This is a genomic window from Rheinheimera sp. B2H12, assembly GCF_059620065.1.
In genome coordinates this window covers 3,364,813-3,382,957 of sequence record NZ_CM184363.1, presented here as the reverse complement: position 1 = coordinate 3,382,957, position 18,145 = coordinate 3,364,813, and the positions used below count along the sequence as shown (strand labels likewise).

The window sequence follows — 18,145 nt, the reverse complement described above, 5'->3', positions numbered from 1 at the left end:
TGGGCTAGTTTTTTTCGCGCACCTCGTACTGGGCGTTGACGACTTCCACCGCCAGGCGTCCGGCGATGCCGCCGTATTCCAAAAGCTCGTTTAAGGTGTCGGCATCAAAAGTGACTTCCTGGCCGTCATCTTGAAAACCTTCCCAGCCCAATAACAGCTCCCGTACGGTTTGCGCATCGCTGGCACCGGTGCTGGTGAGCTGTTGCAGTTCGTCCGTTTTCACCAGCTTAATGTGGGCCGTGAATTTAATCAGTGTGCCGTGATAGGTGAATTCAATCGGCTTTTTAATCTGGTAATTTGCCAGTTTTTCTAAAAATTTCAGTTTCATCTGTTATTACTCAAAGGTGATTTTCAGTTCATCGTTGCCAACCAGCGGGATTAAATTTCCCTCCAGCTCATAGCCTGTTAGCTCGCTGCTAAGGTTGGCGTATTTGGGCACCGGCAGCTGCAAGCGGCCGCTAATGGTGATTTTTTTACCCGCCGCAGAGCCGTGCTTAAACTCAAACGGCACCACTTCGCCAGCGAGGGTAAAGGGGTTAAAGGTGGCCAGTTCGGTGGCAGTCACAGTCAACTGGCCTTTGCTTTCGTGGCCGGTGATTTCGATGGCGGAGCTTGTGATAGTGCGGTCATAAATGACCTTATTACCCGCGTCCACGCTCAATTTATGCAGCGTCATGGCGATGTTATTGAGCTTAAAGCTGCTGCCATATTCCGGCCCCAGTACATCGGGCTTTTTCCAGTTATCCCAGTTCGGCTGTAATGCTGCTGCGCTGGCCGTGGGCGGCGCAAAGACGCCTTTAAACTGCCACTGCACCATCGGGCGGCCTTTTTCAAACGCCAGGCTAAAGTTGCCTTTAAGCCCGGTAATGGCGTGGGTGTGCTTGCCGAAGATAAAGCTGGCCACCGCAGGAGTGGCCGCGCCCCGGCTATACACCACCTTGGTTGCGTCAGATACCTGGGCAAAGCCGCAAGCCAGCCACAGGGGGCTGGTGACAGGTGCTGTGCCTGCCACGCCGCTAATGGCCAGCGGGGTTTTAAAGTTCAGGCTGACATGATGGCCATAAAACGTCTGCAGCTCTGCGCCACTGTAATTGCTGGCCGGTCGCTCGTTTTCGGACTCATGTTCGATACTAAACTCAACATCGAGCGCATAGATGGCATGGGCAACGGCCAGCGTTGCGCCCATGCTCGCCATCAAAAGCGTTTTGTCTTTAAATCGCCACATCGTCGGGTTCTCCCGTATTTGGTTGCTCGTTTTTGGGTTGATAGCGCTGTGCGTCAATCACACCCTCTAAAATCTCGCCGGTTTGCTGCGCCAGGGCGATCACTTCATCTGCAGTCAGCGCTTCTGGTTTGTCTTGCGATTTGGGTTTGCTCATAGCGGCCTCGTGGTCACGTCAATCAGGCGCTCGGTCATAAACTGCGCCTGGTAAATCAGGTTGTTGGTGTCGCGGTTTAGCTCCACCAGGCGGCCCCGGTGCGGCAAAATAGGCGACCAGCCTGCTGGCACTAAACCAGTTAGGCTTTGGCGCACCAGACCGCGCAGGTTTTTGATTTGCAAATCAGAATTAGCATTGCCGACCATCACCGGCAGTACAATCATCACGGCAAACAGCTCGTTAAGTTTGAGGGTGATTTCGCAGGTGACTTCATCAGCGGCCTTGTAGTCTTCATCCAGCGCCAGCACAAACAGCGTCGGCATTTGCACGCCCTGGCTTCTGACAGCGTTAAAGTCCGAAGCAAAGCCGACATGCGCCTGGCCGTTTAAATCCTGTTTTAACCGCTGTTCAATGGCGTTTAAATCCAGGTTAAAACTTGCGTGTTGGGAATTCATACCAGCCAATCCTTCACAATGTTGTCGATTTCTTCCCGCTGCATCAGCGCGATACCAATCATGGACCGGGCTGGCAGCGTCACCGACTTATTGCGGCCAGTCCTGCCGCCAAAGTGGTGGATAGCGGAGTATTTCTCACCCATACCGTGGATTAACTCATCATCCGTGGCGCTGTGCGTCACACTGCTGGCCAGTTGCCGGGTGTCTGTCAGGGTTAAGCCGCCGCGCTCTTCAGCTGCGGCAGATTGCTCCCAGCGGGTGCCATCCGGTGCCTGCTCCTGCAAAAACCGCAGTTGGACATCACTGTCCAAAAACGCCCCGATGTCATCCAGCACATCGCGGGCGCTTCCGGTGCGCGCCGCCAGGGCTTTAAGGCCATCAATGGCATCACCGCTGATCCCAACAAACACCCAGGCCATTAATAACCGTTCCAGTCAAACCGACTGCCAGCGCGGACTGTTTTAAGGCCCGTGGTTGGCACTCTGGCAGGATCATGCTCAGTCAGCTTAATCACGCCTTTTTCAATATCCTTCAGGCGTGCCGTGGCGTAATCACGCCGCCGAATAAGCTCTTCGGATGGATTCGGGCACAGTTCATACTGCAGCAAATCAATCGCCAGCCCTGGCACCAGGCTTTGTGCAAGTTCATCGCTGGTCACGCTAAACCGGCTGATATAGCCCGTCACCACCGACTGCACATGCACCAGCGACACCTGATACCAGTTCGCAATCGACTCCTGCAATTCCGTCTGCGCCTGGTCAATCAGCGCCAGCTGCACATCCTGCACAGTGATAAATTGCCCTGGCGTGGCCAGACGCCCGGAGGCGTACTGAACCAGCAGGTTGATGCCCACTTTGTCGATAAATCGCTGGGCGGTCAGCATTACACAACGTCCGTCAGCAGGATGGCCGCTTGTTTCGCGATGATCAGCTCTTTGACCGACTCACCGACCATCACTTCCACGCCGCCGCGAATACCAGCAGACACATCCCGGTTGCCTGAAATACGGTCGCCATATTGTGCGGTCAGTGCAAAGGTCATCCGGTTGTTGTTGGTGTTGGCCAGCGGATCGATGTAAGGCAGACTGATGAAGTTGCCCCAAGTGTTGGCAAGCTCCATTTCTTGGCCTTTCTTTTTGGTGTTAACACGTGCCTGGCCAACATAAATATTCTCCAGCTCAAAGACATCTTTGATGTATTGCCACGGCACCATGCCTGTATCTGCCACAGAGCCATTAAAACCTTTAATCAATGACGGATTCATGCGGATTTTGGTGGCGACAAATGAGTTCAGCACCATCGAATTCGGACGCATCAATGGGCGCTCTAACATTTCTGTCAGTAGTGCAAAGATATTGCAGTCAGGATCAGTGATTTTTTTAAAGCCGTTTGCAGTCAGCGATTGCTTATAACCATAATTCCCTGGAGTGCTGAACAGTTGAGCGACCCGAACTTCACGACCAAGTTCAATTAAGTCTGTGATGGACTCCACTGCGTGGTTCAACGGGTTGTAGTTCGCAGGAGCGTTCTTGATATCATCGCCGGGCACCACATCAGTTAGACCCTGATCTGAAACAGATTCAGTCTTTTCTTTGGCACTGAACTCAACCTGGTTGGGTGACGATTTACGACCAACATTCGTATTCACTGTGGTCATGGTTTCTGCCGGATCAAACTCCATGTACTTAAATTGCATTAAACCGACCGGTGCCCGAGGGCACACCTGGTCTGCAATCATGGCTCGATTGCGATAGGCGATGGCAATCGCTGCTTGCTCAATATTTGGGGTAAATGGTACGCCGTTAGACATCTGCTAAATCCTTATTTCACAATGATATGCGGGTTGACGTACACGATGCCGAATGAGCCGAGCACGCCGGTTTCTTCTGCCACACCGAGGATCCAACAGGTGGCATCTTCGGCAAGTGGCGCTTTGTTCAATTCCACTGCGCGCCCTTCGGCGTCGGTTACAAGGATGTCACCGACATCAATTGATCCACCGAACTCAACCAGCGCCGGGCCACACTTGATCACATCAATGCGGCCGTTGTTGGTTGACTCCTGATCCGTCACACCACAGATGGACTTAGCAGTGGTATTGGCTTTTTCGACCTGACGTTCTACCGCCGTGTAAGCCACAATCCGGCCCTTGGTGATGGGCGCGGCAATTTCGTAATTGCGAATAGGGTTCATGCTTAAACCTTTTGTTGCTGTTTGATATGTTCCATGGCACCGCTTATGGTGATGCTAATGCCCTGGGCTTTTTGGGACTGCTGGTAATCGCTGGCAAGCTTCGCCATCGCGGGCGCGTCCAGTTCCACCGGTGTTTTCTTGTCAAAGGGTTGGGTCAGAGTGGTTTGCTCGGGTAAGGACTTTAAAAAGTCTTTAAACCAAGCGGCTTGGTTGCTTTGCTGAGTGGTGCCATCTGCAGCAGCAAAATCAAACGTGGCATCCTGGCTGCTCAGGTGCGCCAGAAAATCGGCAACGCCGTCTGTTTTAGTTAAACGCGGTGCTGTGCCGCTGTTAAGCTCTGCGACAAACTGTTGTGCCTCAGTCAGGGCCGCCGCAAACGACAGTGTTTTGCTGGCCTGGCGTAGCTGCTCCAGCTCTGTCCGGGCGGCTTGTAATTCGACATCCTTGGCACTAAGGGCTGCATTAAATTCGGTCTGGCTGGCCGCTGAGCGCTCTTTCCACATTTCTTCTGCAGCAACAGCCGCCTGACCGGCTAGGCCGTCAATCTGCCAATCTGGCAGCATGTTGTCGGCAGCCTCAGCGCCATGGCGCTCGATGAAAAACGACTTCAGCTTGCGAAACAGCGTCACCACAGCGTTGCCGGTATCAATAGTCAGCGATTTGATTTGGTCATCCAGGGCGAATTCAAAGCTGACGGCTTCTGCATCAGCTGCATTGAATTGCCACTGCATACCGCCAACAGCAGGCGGTTTAGCACCCAAAAAGCCAATATGGCCAAGCTCATAGCCGTTGGCGGTCTTCACCAGGCGCACAGAGCGGTTAGGAAAGCGTTTTGATTCGACGGCATCGGCAAAATCAACTGCCACATCATCAGCGCGGGCAAACAGCTTGTCGCCTTCAATTTTCAGCTCAGCAGCCCAACCCCAAGCCGGGTCGTTTTGGTCAGGATGGCCAATCACCAGTGGCGCTGTTTTGGGTTTGAAATTGCTAACCACAGACTGCAAATCGGCCGCGCTAAACTCAGCCTCTTTGCCTTTGCTGTCCGTGTGCTTGCCAGCACGGAAAATTTCGAACCAGTCGAATTTGGTATTTTTGGGTTTTTTGGAAGACATTGCTAGCCCCAGTTAGTTGACTGGGGTTAGCATGCTTTGGTTTGGAAATTAGGTTAGACGGAAATTACTTTACAGTGGAGTTAGAATTCCGTCCGTTTACGGGCAAGTAACTTCACCAGGACGCGAGTTACGCGCAAAAAAGCCAAGCTTGATGCAACACACAAAAATATCCATCCCCAGATAAACCATTCTGGCTTATTTTTCGGCAAGAAATAACCAACAAGTGTCAGCAAGCAAAGAGCAAAACTAAAGTGAATGCCGTTGCTCATGTAGTTAGCCAATTCCTTAATATAGCCAGCCTCTGAGATACGCTGCATAACAGGCGTATCGAGGGTGATTAATAAAGCTTTTGCTGTTGCCAAAAAGCCGGTCAGAATGGCACTGAGGTTCAGTGTTGCGTTCAAAAGGTCATTATTTCCAAAAGAGAACGTGGGGTTAAAAGAACACCATGCAGCAACAGCAATGACTGCAAGAATGACTGGATGCCATTTTTCCCAGGTTAGGCTATTCATGTTAAAGCGCGCCTGGGCTTTAACAAAGTCTTCACTGTGTTCATAAAAGGCATTTTTTATATTTTCAAGATTGTTAAAAAGCAGCTCGGACTGGTCTTTTTGTTTACAGTTATCTATTCCAGCCGATTTTAATATTTCGACGATGGCCAATTGAAAAAACATTTTTTGAAAATCACCATACTCAGATTTGCTTATGAAATTTTTCACATCTTCCAATTCTGAAATGTAAGGTAAAACACACAACTTTTCGATGTTCGACAGATTAATCTCGATTGCTTTGTTTGAGTCATCAGCACTGCCGCTATGCGCCAAAAAGTATAAACAAACACCATCACTTGTATTTCGCGAAATGTCTGAGATGCTTTTAAGATACTCAACCCATTGGAGTATTGCTTTTAACTTTACCAATTTAGGTAGTGGCTTACTACTGGTGCTGATGTAACCAATATCAGTCAGGTAGAAAAACTCTGGGAGCGTACTTCCTTGCAGCAAGTATACAGAACTGCTTTCTAATAACTCAGCCGAGTTACGAAAAAAAAACATTCCGGCAGGGCATCTTATTTTTAAATCGGTGCATTCGTCACCTTGATGAATATCTTCTGCATCAGTGACTCCACTGTAATCAATATCAAGCGTAAAAGTTCTAAACTGTGATTTATTCTTGAATAGCAACTTGAGTAATTCTGTTTGTTGCTCATTGAGGATTACTTTAGATTCTGTATAAAGGGCTCCACCTGACAGGCATATATCTCGCCCGAATGATTGGTATAAATTTACGACGCATTTTAAAACGTGTTCATTTGTCATTGTGTTGTGAGTAGATGGTTGCATGGTGCTTTTATCTGTATTAGTCATTTTTTGTACGCTCCCCACAGAGTCTGTATAGAGACAAATAAAGTTTTACAAAGCTTTAAAAGTGGTTCCTTGGCAAATACAAGGCCAACCGCTAGTACGGCGATTTCTGTGTATTGCATGGTTTGCTCCAAGGCAAAAGCCACTCTTCACCATGAAGAGTCCTGAAAAATATGCCTCAGGTATCATATTCAGAATCAAAGCTATGAAAGCTTGGAAAGAACTTTACAGCTGTATTAGGAATTGGATGGAAACTCATGAATTCTGGCTGACGAACGCAAACGTACAAATCGGAGCCAAGACGGAGCAGCAGACCATGTTTAATTGCCGTTTAAACATAGTTTAAATTTGTTTAAACGGGTTCGAGTCAAGGCATGGTAGTGGGTCGGGTGGTGAAGTTCTTAGAATCGATTCTGGAGCGTTTTTTAAAAAGCGTTAATTTGATGTGCTTGGAGAGTCAAGAGCGCCGTAATGGCGCTCTGACGGCATTATGGGAAGTTGCGAATCAATTTGTAGGTAATGCTGCTGTTATCAGCTTTAATAACTTCAATTAACGCCCCCTTATACCCAATTACTTTTGATGTCGATAAATCATATTCGACATCATTGTTGAATGCGGGCCTGGCAATGTCTTTGCTGAATTCACGGTAGCCGATATTAATTTTGTCGCCAACCCGACCACTGTAAATCAAAGTCTGTTGGAAGCTTTTTGCAGATTCAGCTAGTTGCCGCTTTCTTGAATACTGACCTTTGAAGCAAGAACTCACACCGTACAGGGTAATTACACAAACATCCTGGCCAAGACCTTTTTTGACTGATATCGCTTTAGCAGGATCAGCCAGCAGTGCTGGTTTCACACTGTAATTGCCCCCTATAGTAACTGTCGAATAAAAGTTTTGTATTTTGTCAGCGCCTATCTGCAGATATGTGCCTGCAGGAATATCGTAGGTCGAGCCATCAATAGTATTTGGTATAACGAGCACGCTTTGTTCAGCAATCAGCCCCTTTTCGACCATGTGATCGCCAACATATGCGGTCATCTCTGTTCCGACTTTTGGATAATCAACACCTCTAGTTACGGTATCAGCTCCGTTGTAACTAACAGTTGTGCAACCCGATATGGCGATAGCTAATGCCAGGCAAAGAATTTTCTTCATATTGTCTCCATGTTTGTGCTTGGACTTCCGGTGTAATCGCTTGTCTTGAAACGAATATATGGATATTGCCACATACAGCGGATGCTCGGCAATCAGAGGTAATTCAAAGTGGGGGAAATGCCATCCGTGGCATAAGTGCTTGAATTTTATTTTTGAATCTTCAAACCAAACTTTGATGCAGACGCCAAAAAGTAAGCTTGTTGCGGTGTTGCTTTGATTTGCGGGTTGTGAGATAGCATTACATTTATTTCATTGCTGAAAAATTTCAGTGTTTGGCCATACTCCCTGGCAATAGCTTTCATGATCATGTGATCTGTTGAACGGCTGATTAAGCGATTGAGTTTCGTTTCAGTTTTGCCGTCATGCTCCACACACAACAGACAATCGTTCTCTGATTCACGTAATACATGAATCACAGCTTTGCTTGCTCCCAACTGGTCAATAGCGTACCGCAACATATGGATCAAAAGATGAAAGGCATCAGCATTCAACTTGCTGTTAATTTTATCGCACTCCCCGATACTAACATCTAGTTCAGGGTGGATACTGAATATACTGGCGACATGGCTGTTTATCGCAAAAGTTAAGTTGTCAGTATCACGTAGGCGAGCATTCATAGCTATTGGCGACAATATTTCTTGAAGCTCTTGAGCCTTGTAAATGGCATCTGATAACGCAAGCTCATTGTTCATATTAAGTTTATGGGATATATCAAGAGACATATCACATGCTTTGCGAATTTCATCGGCGTGAAGTTGATATCTTGACAGGCGAACAAACTCAGCATTAGCAACAGATTTTGCCTTGACTAAAGACCAGAGCGCCCACCAAGCAATGCCCATAACTGGTACAAGTAGCAGCCACAACCAACTTATGCGTTGCTTTACATCGATATACCACCCGTTTACCTGAACGGACTTTTCAGGGGTAAGTACAACTTGATGGTTATAGATTGAGTACTCTTTTCCATCGAGAAAAACCGTACCGTCTTTCCTATCGAAATGCAGAACAATAGCTTGGCCCGAATTGAGCTTAATATTTTTATCTATTACTGCTCGCTGATTTAACACGACATACTGCAAAATTGGATTCGAAACCAATGCGCGTTCATCAAGTAACCAAACGCCATGTGGGTTACTATAATAAATACCGTTGTTCGTAACAGCGCTAGAACGTCCTGTAACACTAGCTGATATTTGCTTACAATAAGCAATGTTAATATCTAATCTGCAAACCCCTTCTCGGCCAATTACATACACTGATTGATTATGAACAAAAAATCGGTTCGGTAATGACTGCAGCGAATCTATTTTATTGAGGCTTCCGTCCGAACCAACTTCAAAAATTCCATGGTTATAGCTGAGTGCGTAAAGTTTGTTTTTGATGACTGCAACATCTTCCCAAACAGCTTGTTTAAGGCTTGCAATTTTTTTTAGTTCATTGTCGTAAGTAAAAATATGGCTATCAGTTAAAACAAAAAATTTACCTTGTTCGCTTTTGAGGTTAAGAATTTCTTGACCCTTTAGCTCATCTGTAGGTATTTGAACCAGCGCGCCTTGATTTAATTTATAAATGCTGTGCTCAAAGGCTATCATTGTGTCTTCTTGATATCTCTCAATGTCAGATACAAACCCGTTATTAATTAACTGGCCATCGGGTAAGATAACGCCTTTATTAGTGCCGATTGTAAAATTGGTTCCATCTCTAGTTTCGAATGAAGTAATGTGCTCATCCGATTTTAAAACTATTTCACCAGTTGTAACTGAATAAATTCCACCCACGCCGCTTGCAAAAACTCCCGCAGAACTTTGATAAATAAAAGGTTCTATGACAGCCGAAGCCACCAAGGATTTTGATTGAATATCAAATATTGAGATTTTTTTATTAAGCGTTAATGTAGTCCCATCAAAAAGTACGGGTCCAGATGGACTGTCATAAAAAAATGCTGCTGGTTTATCAATGCTGTCAAGCAGTTGGAAATTGATAAGGCTGAATTTCTTCCAAATGCCATTACTTCGAACCCACACAGCATCTTCTTGTGAACTCATTTCTATTTTAGAAACGTTTTTTGGGAGTGTGAATTTATGCCATTGATTTGTTGTTCGGCTAAAAACGTGCATGAACTCAGAATCAGTCATGACCATGTAAAGCGGGTTGGAAAGCAAACTCTTAAATTGGCCTTGCTTAACAAGACGTGACACCGTATTCATCAATGCATACAGACCACCTTGTGTGAGGGCAAAAACTTCGCGGTCAACTTGAGTAATCGCAACTATTGGGAACTCAAATATTTTTGTTTTCGTTCCGGTTTCATCTTTTGGCAGTGCCCATAAATCACTACCAGTATCAACATAGTAATATTTGTCAGATATTGCGAACCGGCTTACCCAGCCTGGAAATACTTTTATCACACTGTAATCAGTTAGATTTAGCTGAAATAAACCAAACCCACCTGCATACAAGTGATTTTGGTCCTGGCTAATTTCGACCTGGCGTAAACGGCCTAAATCAATTCCGGAATCTTTCAACTTGAATAAATTACCATCTGATAACTTTAAAAGACCCACATGGCTTGCAAAATACAGGTCCTGTTGATGTTGAACTGCATCAGCTATAGGAATACTGATTGGTATTTCAACATTTTGTCGCGTTGCCGCATTTAAGAATGCAGATGCAAACAACATACAAACAATTAATAAGAGCTTTTCCATACATTCCCTTCAACTAGGGCACTTGAAGTGCCCTTTATTCCTATACTCTAATAATTATTCGGATGCTCAATAGCACCACATGTGCCGCTAACTTCCGTCAAATCAAAAGCTGGAGCCTTTAACTCAATTTTATTCTCATTTAAAGGATCAATCTTTAAATCGCTCCGCTTAGATTTTACATCGTTGGCTTTAACTAGATATGATTTACCCACAGGAGGACGTACTAGGATGAAGGTGGGCAAACGAGGATCTGTCGATTTCGCTTTATTATTCCATTTATCCATTACAGCTTTACCAGCTGCCGGACCATATAGTGCTTCATAAGCTGTTGCTAAAATTTCAGCACCTTGGCGACTTGTGACAATCATTGCGGTTTTGTCGTAATAACTTCCACAGTCAAAGCTCATATCAACAGTTAAATTAGAATTATCCGGCAGTTTAAGATTGACCGTCATGTGTTCTATTTTTGCTCTGTTTTCAGCCATTACCGAAGTTGTACAGAATAAAGTTAAAGCTAAAAGCAATCCATTTTTCATTATAAACCCTTTCTATTTGTGCATTTATACACTGTTAATAGTTAGGATTGAGCGACATGCCAAATCTATGGCAGCTTCATTGCCTTGGGTTGTAATCGCTAATTCCATAAGGATTTTTGCTAATTCAATCCTTAGACTGGCAATTTTTTTATCGCCCAAATCCCTCTTTTTGATTTCAACACTATTTAGATATTTCTCAGATACCCGAACCACCATGGCTACATATCGGGTCATCAGCTCAATAGACGAATGATCCGCTGACTGAGATTTTCCAGACTCTTTCAGACATAACAATTCATCCATTGACCAGCCATTCATCTCCGCCAATTCAATTAATTGACGATATGGCAGTTCGCCGTTTGTCTCTTGTCTGAGCAAAGTACTTGGAGCCAAGCCAAGCGATCGCGCCAGTTCAGATTTGCTTTTTACGCCTAAACGTTTTTGCAGCTCTTCCAGGACACGAGATGACCTAACGCTATCAACTTTATCTTTTTGCAAAATCATTGGCAATGCCTATACGCAAATATATTTGCTAATACGCAACTCTTTGGTGTTGACATTTGCAAATATGCAAATGTATATTGCAGTCACGCAATAAAGCAAAGCGTTGCAAGTTTTTTATAAAACCATATTTCAAAAGGATGTTACCACATGACGAAGCCCAATTTAACTGGCGCGCAAATCAAACTGAAATTACAAGAGTCGGATACGACTATCAGTGATATTGCGTCTGTGCTTGGTTGCTCTCACAGCCATATAAGCAATGTGATGCACCGCAGAAGCTACTCAATCAAAGTCGCCAAAGCGATATGCACGCTCATCAAACTTCCACTCGAACAAGTGTTTGGGGATGTCGAATCTTACTTCAGTACAAAACCGACGCGTGATAAGCGCCGGGCAGAGATAGAACACAAGTTAAGAGAATATCAAGTGTTGCAATAACACTAATTGCTTTTGCGTTTTTGCAACAGGGTTTTTGTTTAGTAATTTTTACCAGCACTTTGGCGGAATTTTCAAATGGATGAATTAATTAAAAGTTTACAAGCAAGCGTTTTCAACTCCGAAACTCCACAACAGATGGATGTTTACCATGTTTTTTTAGCCGAATGCAGCAAGCTAATGCGGACTTCAGGTATGAGCCGTCCACTGCTTGCAGATCGTATGAATGACGCTATTGGCGGCGAAAACGTGGTGTCTGCCAACAAGTTAAATAAATGGTTCAGTCCAGGTACTGATCAATTTATGCCAGTCCATTTGTTACCTGCTTTTTGTTGGGCCGTACGAAGCATTGAGCCAGTTAATTTGCTACTTCAACCACTTGCATTCAAGGCTGTGGATCAGCGTGGTCAGCTTTTTCAACAATATGCCGAACTTCAAATTGATGCGGCTGATAAATCAAAAGCAGCTGAAAAAATGGCCGCCGAACTTATCCGTCTAATTCGGCCGGAGTAAGTGAGTATGGCTAAGCCCCCAGTAATCCTTGATAACGATACCTCTATGCCAATTGAGCGGCTGGAAGCGCTAGCGACTCAAGTTCAGTTGATTTTTCCTGATTCTGCCGATGAAGCTATGGAAGAAGTCGTGCGTTTGGAAGAGAGAAAACAGCTGGCTTCATTAAAGCAAGGGCTTTTGTTGCTGCAGGTTAAAAGCCAGTGTTCGCATGGTGAGTTCAAGGAAAGAATCGAAAATTCTGGTTTGGCTCGCAGTGTTGCTTTCGAATGTATGGCAATTGCCAACATGTTCATTATGCTGCCCGACTCAAAAGTCCGCGCGCGCGGACTTTTGGGAATGAACCATACCCAACTGCGAGAAATGGCAAAGCTACCCATTCAACTTATCGACAGAATGGACGATGAAACCATCGAAGGTTTGTCCGAACTCAGCAGCCGCGAACTGGCCAAAGAAGTGAAGCGCCTGCGCGTGGAAAAGTCCGAGGCCGAAGAGCGTGCAGCGGCTGCAATTAATCAGATGAACCTGGCACAGTTGACTAAAAGCACTGACGTTCAGGGCTGGCCAAAGCTGATTGGCACCATTCGCCAAAACGCATTGGGCCAAAGCTCTGTTGCAAGTGAATTTGTCGAAAAGGCGTTTGTTGATGTTAACGAGCTGATTAATGCCCGCCAGTTTACGCCAGAGCAACGTTTAGCCGCCGCGCAAACGGTGTGGCATAGCTGGATGGCCGTTGAAATGCGGTTAAACCAGATGCTGCAAAATCTGTTTGGTGAGTTCAATAGCAACCTGGCTGGCGCCGAGCATTTACCGGCGTTTAGCCACCAGGAATGGCAAAACGCCATCGCCAACCGTGAATACATGCTGGCCATGTATGAAATGCAGCGGGGGTTCAAATAATGCACCCAGCAGTTGCCCGTTTCGCTCAATTACCGGCGCTGTCAAACCCGGCGGCAGATACCGGTTTTGCCAAAGCGTCAGACAAAGCCCGCCGCACTGCCCAGGCTCGTTATGCCATCGTCAGTGATATCAACCAACGTGGTGGCAAAGTGGATATCGCTATCTCTGCACTGCAAGCTGAAATTACAGCCGGTTCTGCCAGTCTGGCAGTAGTCCAGGCGCTGGCGCTCCTGGGTAAATTGCCGGGCCGCTCTACGCTGTATAACTGGTTTAACCAATACAAATCAGATGGCATGGATGGATTGGTGCCAGGTTACAAAGGCAAGGCCCGCACAGTGCATCTGTGGGAAGCCAAGGCGCTTGAGCTGTATCACAGCCCCAACAAACCTTCTATTGAAATGGTGGCAGATCACCTGGTAAGGCTTGGCTTTTCAACCGCTACAGCTGCCCGTGTCCGCGCTTTTATTAACTCAATGCCGCATGAGCTTGGGCCAGACAGCATGTATCGCATGAGTGCAAAGCTGTATCGCGAAAAGCACAAGGACCATCGGATCCGCCATACCGACCAAATACCGGCGGGATTTATGTACAACGCTGACGGCCATTCACTTGATGTGTACCTGGCGCACCCAAATACCGGCCGTCCCTGGCGCGCAGAACTTACCGCATTTATGGATGTTCGCAGTCGCGTCATTGTGGGCTGGGAAATCTCTGAAGCCGAAAGTGCTATCAGCACCCTGACTGCGCTCAGCCGGGCCATGGCAACGCATGACCATGTGCCAGCCATGTTGTATCTGGATAACGGCTCTGGCTACAAGAGCGCGATGATGAACGATGACACGGCTGGCTTTTATGCCCAGTTCAACATAGAGCCATTGTTTGCCATTCCAGGTAATGCCCGCGCCAAGTGGATTGAGCGGTTTTTCTTAACCATGGAAGACCGTTTAGGCAAAACCTTTATCAGCTACTGCGGCCGTGACCACGACGAACGCCACAAGGCCGAAGTGCTTCGCCGCGCTAAATCCGGCGAAATCCAGCTGCCAAGTCTGGACGAATGGATCGCGGGCTTTAAAGGGTTCCTGGACTGGTATCACCACCAGCCGCACCCGGAAGTACCAGGCAAAACACGCTGGGACGTCTGGCAAGAGCTGGAGCGGGTGCCGGTTGGGATGGCTGATTACCAAATCAGACCACGCGCCAAGGTTAACGTGCTGCGCGGCCGCGTCCGGCTGCACAAACGTGATTACAGCGCGAATTATCTGCATCAGTTTAATGGCGAAGAGCTGCTGGCCGAATACGACCTGCACAACGATAGCCACATTGCGCTGCTGCGCCTGGACGGCAGTTTTTTAATGCTGGCTGAGCTGAAAGCCAAGGTGTCTGCCATTCCTACCAGCCGCATTGAAGAGGCGCAGCAAAATCGTCTGGTGGGTCAGGAAAAACGCCTGCAACGCAAAATTTCGGAAGTGCGCCACCGCGCGGCTTTGGGCCAAGCCATTGATATGCAGCAACTGACAGAACTCAGCGCAGACATACCCGCGCTGGACAACGTGGCACCGCTGCAATTACCGCTGGATGACCATTCCCCGCTGATGGCAGATCTGCTGCAGCTGCATCCAAGCCAATCAGAGAATTTATTAGAACAGTTACTGGAGCAACGTTATGTATAAACCAAAAAAAATGCCATTTAGATACAACGCTACTCAACGCAAGATGGCCCTAAAGCTGCGCGAAGCGATCGAAGCGCGTGAACTGCAACCGTTAGATTATTGCAAAACGGTCAGCATGGAATTAGTTGATTTAGTGCTGAATGAAAGGAGTGCTGACAATCCAACGGAAGTGCTGGATGAATTGTGGAAGATTGTATTCGGCGACCTGAAAATGTCTGAGCTGGAAGAGGCCGACAAATTCACTGACAAATATTCAGCTGAAGACATAGAGCTTTCACGCAAAATCCTGCAACGCCTGGATGCGCCAGAGCTGAGATTAAGCGGGGTAACTGCCGGTTACGTGGCGAAAAAGCTGGGCAAAACAGCTGGTTGGTTCAGCCAGATTGTGAATGGCAAATATAACGCGGATCCATCTGCACATCTGCGAGCCATCTGGGCCGCGATTGAACCTGCACAGATTGCAGAGCAAACCTCAGCAACCCAAGCCGCTGAAGAGACGGCGACATCGGCACGGCAAAAAGTGCTGTCGCAGTTGAATTTGCGCTATGGCGATGTGCCATTTGTGCAAACCAGTATGTCTGAACTGATTGATTACACTTGTGCTCATGCCAGACGTGCCCGCCGCTTTTCGGTATTTGCCGGTGCCCCTGGTCTTGGCAAAACCTACGGCCTGCAGGAATACATCCGCCAGAACCCGCAAACCCTGCTGGTTGTTGGCCATGAACAAATGACCGCCAACATCCTGCTGGCAGAGCTGTCCATGATGCTGGGGTTGCCGAAGCTGAAAACGGCTAGCCGCACGATGGACACGATTATTCGAACACTGCACGGCGCTGATCGCATCATCATTTTAGATGAAACGGATAAATGTAAGCCGAACGCGTTAGACCCACTGCGCACCATTAGCGACCGCGCCCAAATCGGCGTGGTGCTGATTGGTAACACCAAACTGACTGACCGCCTGCAAGCCGAAGAGCGCTACGAACTGATCGCCAGCCGCGTGTGCTTTTGGCCAACGCCGAAGGGGCAGCTTGATAGCGAAGATATCAAACACCTGTTCCAGAGCCTGACCCAGATGTCACTGCCATTGGTGGATGCGGATCCAACCTGGTGGACATGGCTGCATAAGCGCGTGGAAGGCAATGCCCGCCTGCTATGCGAAAACCTGCTGCCGCACCTGGTGAGCGTTTGCAGCAGAGACGAAACCAAGCGGGTGGACCGGATGTTGGTCAACTCAATTTTCAAACAAGTGCTGAATAAACCAGCCATTTAAACGCTTTTTAACCATGACTTTAACAAGGAAAAAAACATGCAATCACTGGAATATTACAAAAGTCTTGCCGCTGGAAAGGCAAGGACTGTAGAGCTTAACCAAGAGGAAGAGTGTGTTGTGCTCAAAGCACATGACTACGGCGTTCAGAATTTGAACCAGGGCGAACTGCAACTGCTGGATCGTGTTGTAAGTAAGCTTAAAGATGAAATTTGGCCTTAAAGGAAACAATGATGAATATTCAGAACTATATCAACCCAACAACGGCACCAGAAGGTTTCATGTTTGATGCCACTGGCAACCTTATTCGCATCGAGAACGTGCCTGCTGACAAGCGCCAGGCCGATGAAATTGTGCGCCGGTTCATTCCCCAGGCGGTGGCTATTAATCGCCAGTTGGCCGAGCTGAAAACCGAACTGTCGAACGTGATCCCAGAGTTTATTGCAGCGCTGGCCAAAGAGCACGGCATTAAGAAAATGAGCCGCATCAAAGGCAACATCGAACTGACCAGCTTTGATGGCACCTTAAAGCTGGCCCGCACCATGCGCGACAAAGTGCAGGTGAATGCCAACATTGAAGCCGCGCGCCAGCTGTTTTTTCAGTATCTGAATATGGCCACGTCAGGCGTCGACGAAGCACTGAAAAAACTGGTTGGTCGCGCCTTTGGTGGTGGCAAAGAAAACCAAATCAGCGTCAGCCGTTTAATCGACATCAAAAACACCGACATCAACCATCCGCTGTGGACCCAAGCTGTCAAGGCATTGGAAGACGCCCTGGAGGTGCACGACACCGCGAGTTACTACCTGTTTTATTACCGTAGCGAAAACGGCGAATACCGCCCAATCACGCTGCAGTTCTCTGCGGTTGAGCTTGACCCGTTTCTGTTTGGAGCACAGTAGCCATGGCAACACTCACCCCTGAACAAATCAAAGTTGAGCTGGCTGCAGCTCAACGTTTGAAAGCCACCTACGGCACCAACGCGCCAGATATGACGTTCGAAGATGGCGTGGCCGCCGCACTGAAATGGATCCTGGGCGAAGGCATTGAGCCGCTGACAGCGCCTTATGTTGGGCGGCAATGATGACTGACTTTGAGGAGTATTTCAAAGCAGCAGCACTGGACGACCCATTGCTGCACAGCATTGTTGCCATGCAAAGCCATGCCATAGCACTGGCTGAAATGTACCAGATGGAGTGGCAGCCGTTGCTGCCAGGGTATGACGAATTGCTGGCTGGTGTTGCCAAAGTTTACCAGCTCAATGTCGCGGAATTTGTGGATTTTGTGGAAACAGAGCAGCCGGATTTTGAAGTGCTGAAGGCGTATGTTTCGAATAATCGGGATGCGAACGAATGAAAAATTATTTGGTTTGGATTGATATCGAAACTGGTGGTCTGTCTGGCCTGTTGCCAGGTGGCCAGATGGGTTGCAGCTATTACCCGATTTTAGAGGTGGCTGTGATTATTACTGACACTCAGCTCAACGAAGTTGGCGAGCCGCTGCAGATCACTATTCACCACGATGATGCAGTCATTGGCCGCTGTCATGAGTGGGCGCTGGATACCCACGCAAAATCCGGCCTGTTAGACCGTTGCCGTGCAAGCGGCATCAGCCTGGCGCAAGCCGAAGAGCAAATCCTTTGCCACCTGAAAAACAATGGCGTTGCGGCGTATGACCGCAAAGCCAAAACCGGCGGCGTGATGGCGGGTAATAGCATCCTGCTGGATCGGATGTTTATCAGTGCGCAAATGCCCTCATTGCAAGCATATCTGCACTACCGCCAGTTTGACGCCTCTGCTGTGGCATTGGCGGCACGCTACTGGGCACCCAAGCTTGCCACAGCTGCGCTGGAGCATAAAACCTACAGCCACGAAGCGCTTTCAGATATCCGTGAAAGTATTGCTGAAGCGCGGATGTATATGAATTTTTTACAACTCAACTCAAACCACTAAG

General features: G+C 47.6%; 24 protein-coding genes. 10 read left to right on the top strand and 14 right to left on the bottom strand.

What is annotated here, in order from left to right:
• Window positions 1–4: 4 nt before the first annotated feature.
• The 14 genes from AC53GJ_RS14605 to AC53GJ_RS14540 form a co-directional block, all read right to left on the bottom strand.
• Window positions 5–328: a hypothetical protein gene (locus AC53GJ_RS14605; RefSeq protein WP_496728720.1), complete on the bottom strand. Its 324-nt coding sequence runs from the start codon at window positions 326–328 to the stop codon at window positions 5–7.
• Between the two features lie 6 nt (window positions 329–334).
• Window positions 335–1,225, bottom strand: a complete 891-nt coding sequence (locus AC53GJ_RS14600; RefSeq protein ID WP_496728719.1) for a hypothetical protein — start codon at window positions 1,223–1,225, stop codon at window positions 335–337.
• Window positions 1,212–1,379: a hypothetical protein gene (locus AC53GJ_RS14595; RefSeq protein WP_496728717.1), complete on the bottom strand. Its 168-nt coding sequence runs from the start codon at window positions 1,377–1,379 to the stop codon at window positions 1,212–1,214. Before AC53GJ_RS14595 ends, AC53GJ_RS14600 begins: the two co-directional genes overlap by 14 nt.
• Window positions 1,376–1,834, bottom strand: a complete 459-nt coding sequence (locus AC53GJ_RS14590) for a phage tail terminator protein (protein ID WP_496728716.1) — start codon at window positions 1,832–1,834, stop codon at window positions 1,376–1,378. Before AC53GJ_RS14590 ends, AC53GJ_RS14595 begins: the two co-directional genes overlap by 4 nt.
• Window positions 1,831–2,253: a phage virion morphogenesis protein gene (locus tag AC53GJ_RS14585; RefSeq protein WP_496728715.1), complete on the bottom strand. Its 423-nt coding sequence runs from the start codon at window positions 2,251–2,253 to the stop codon at window positions 1,831–1,833. Before AC53GJ_RS14585 ends, AC53GJ_RS14590 begins: the two co-directional genes overlap by 4 nt.
• Entirely contained in the window at window positions 2,253–2,717 is a 465-nt protein-coding gene (locus tag AC53GJ_RS14580; protein WP_496728714.1) for a hypothetical protein, read from the bottom strand. Before AC53GJ_RS14580 ends, AC53GJ_RS14585 begins: the two co-directional genes overlap by 1 nt.
• A complete protein-coding gene (locus AC53GJ_RS14575; RefSeq protein WP_496728713.1) occupies window positions 2,717–3,643 on the bottom strand; it encodes a phage capsid protein in 927 nt (308 codons plus the stop codon). Before AC53GJ_RS14575 ends, AC53GJ_RS14580 begins: the two co-directional genes overlap by 1 nt.
• An 11-nt stretch (window positions 3,644–3,654) precedes the next feature.
• A complete protein-coding gene (locus tag AC53GJ_RS14570; protein WP_496728712.1) occupies window positions 3,655–4,026 on the bottom strand; it encodes a hypothetical protein in 372 nt (123 codons plus the stop codon).
• Window positions 4,027–4,028: 2 nt separating this feature from the next.
• The gene (locus tag AC53GJ_RS14565; RefSeq protein ID WP_496728711.1) at window positions 4,029–5,138 is read right to left on the bottom strand and encodes a hypothetical protein; all 1,110 of its coding nucleotides are present in this window, start codon (window positions 5,136–5,138) and stop codon (window positions 4,029–4,031) included.
• An 80-nt stretch (window positions 5,139–5,218) separates the two neighbouring features.
• Window positions 5,219–6,505, bottom strand: a complete 1,287-nt coding sequence (locus tag AC53GJ_RS14560) for a hypothetical protein (protein WP_496728709.1) — start codon at window positions 6,503–6,505, stop codon at window positions 5,219–5,221.
• Window positions 6,506–6,990: 485 nt separating this feature from the next.
• Window positions 6,991–7,659 carry a hypothetical protein gene (locus AC53GJ_RS14555; RefSeq protein ID WP_496728708.1) on the bottom strand — a complete coding sequence of 223 codons (669 nt, stop codon included), beginning with the start codon at window positions 7,657–7,659 and terminating at the stop codon, window positions 6,991–6,993.
• Between the two features lie 146 nt (window positions 7,660–7,805).
• Window positions 7,806–10,370: a hypothetical protein gene (locus AC53GJ_RS14550; protein ID WP_496728706.1), complete on the bottom strand. Its 2,565-nt coding sequence runs from the start codon at window positions 10,368–10,370 to the stop codon at window positions 7,806–7,808.
• 47 nt (window positions 10,371–10,417) lie between these two features.
• Window positions 10,418–10,906, bottom strand: a complete 489-nt coding sequence (locus AC53GJ_RS14545; RefSeq protein ID WP_496728704.1) for a hypothetical protein — start codon at window positions 10,904–10,906, stop codon at window positions 10,418–10,420.
• Between the two features lie 24 nt (window positions 10,907–10,930).
• Complete coding sequence (locus AC53GJ_RS14540) at window positions 10,931–11,410, bottom strand: helix-turn-helix domain-containing protein (protein ID WP_496728702.1); 480 nt, start codon at window positions 11,408–11,410, stop codon at window positions 10,931–10,933.
• 147 nt (window positions 11,411–11,557) lie between these two features.
• Here AC53GJ_RS14540 and AC53GJ_RS14535 point away from each other — a divergent pair, with 147 nt between their 5' ends.
• From AC53GJ_RS14535 to orn, 10 genes are all read left to right on the top strand, one after another.
• The gene (locus tag AC53GJ_RS14535; protein WP_496728700.1) at window positions 11,558–11,848 is read left to right on the top strand and encodes a hypothetical protein; all 291 of its coding nucleotides are present in this window, start codon (window positions 11,558–11,560) and stop codon (window positions 11,846–11,848) included.
• 75 nt (window positions 11,849–11,923) lie between these two features.
• Complete coding sequence (locus AC53GJ_RS14530; protein ID WP_496728698.1) at window positions 11,924–12,358, top strand: hypothetical protein; 435 nt, start codon at window positions 11,924–11,926, stop codon at window positions 12,356–12,358.
• A gap of 6 nt (window positions 12,359–12,364) precedes the next feature.
• On the top strand, window positions 12,365–13,255 hold the full coding sequence (locus AC53GJ_RS14525) for a hypothetical protein (protein ID WP_496728697.1): 891 nt from the start codon (window positions 12,365–12,367) through the stop codon (window positions 13,253–13,255).
• Window positions 13,255–14,925: a transposase gene (locus tag AC53GJ_RS14520; protein WP_496728695.1), complete on the top strand. Its 1,671-nt coding sequence runs from the start codon at window positions 13,255–13,257 to the stop codon at window positions 14,923–14,925. The genes AC53GJ_RS14525 and AC53GJ_RS14520 overlap by 1 nt, the downstream gene beginning before the upstream one ends.
• A complete protein-coding gene (locus tag AC53GJ_RS14515) occupies window positions 14,918–16,198 on the top strand; it encodes an AAA family ATPase (RefSeq protein WP_496728693.1) in 1,281 nt (426 codons plus the stop codon). Before AC53GJ_RS14520 ends, AC53GJ_RS14515 begins: the two co-directional genes overlap by 8 nt.
• Before the next feature lie 36 nt (window positions 16,199–16,234).
• Window positions 16,235–16,417, top strand: coding sequence for a hypothetical protein (locus tag AC53GJ_RS14510; protein WP_496728691.1), 183 nt, complete (start codon window positions 16,235–16,237; stop codon window positions 16,415–16,417).
• Between the two features lie 59 nt (window positions 16,418–16,476).
• Window positions 16,477–17,094 (top strand): DUF3164 family protein, encoded by a 618-nt coding sequence (locus AC53GJ_RS14505; protein WP_496728689.1) that lies wholly within the window; start codon window positions 16,477–16,479, stop codon window positions 17,092–17,094.
• Window positions 17,095–17,096: 2 nt separating this feature from the next.
• Window positions 17,097–17,276 carry a hypothetical protein gene (locus AC53GJ_RS14500; protein ID WP_496728687.1) on the top strand — a complete coding sequence of 60 codons (180 nt, stop codon included), beginning with the start codon at window positions 17,097–17,099 and terminating at the stop codon, window positions 17,274–17,276.
• Window positions 17,273–17,548, top strand: coding sequence for a hypothetical protein (locus AC53GJ_RS14495; RefSeq protein ID WP_496728685.1), 276 nt, complete (start codon window positions 17,273–17,275; stop codon window positions 17,546–17,548). The genes AC53GJ_RS14500 and AC53GJ_RS14495 overlap by 4 nt, the downstream gene beginning before the upstream one ends.
• Entirely contained in the window at window positions 17,545–18,144 is a 600-nt protein-coding gene (gene orn, locus AC53GJ_RS14490; protein WP_496728684.1) for an oligoribonuclease, read from the top strand. Before AC53GJ_RS14495 ends, orn begins: the two co-directional genes overlap by 4 nt.
• The last annotated feature ends 1 nt before the right edge of the window (window position 18,145 follow it).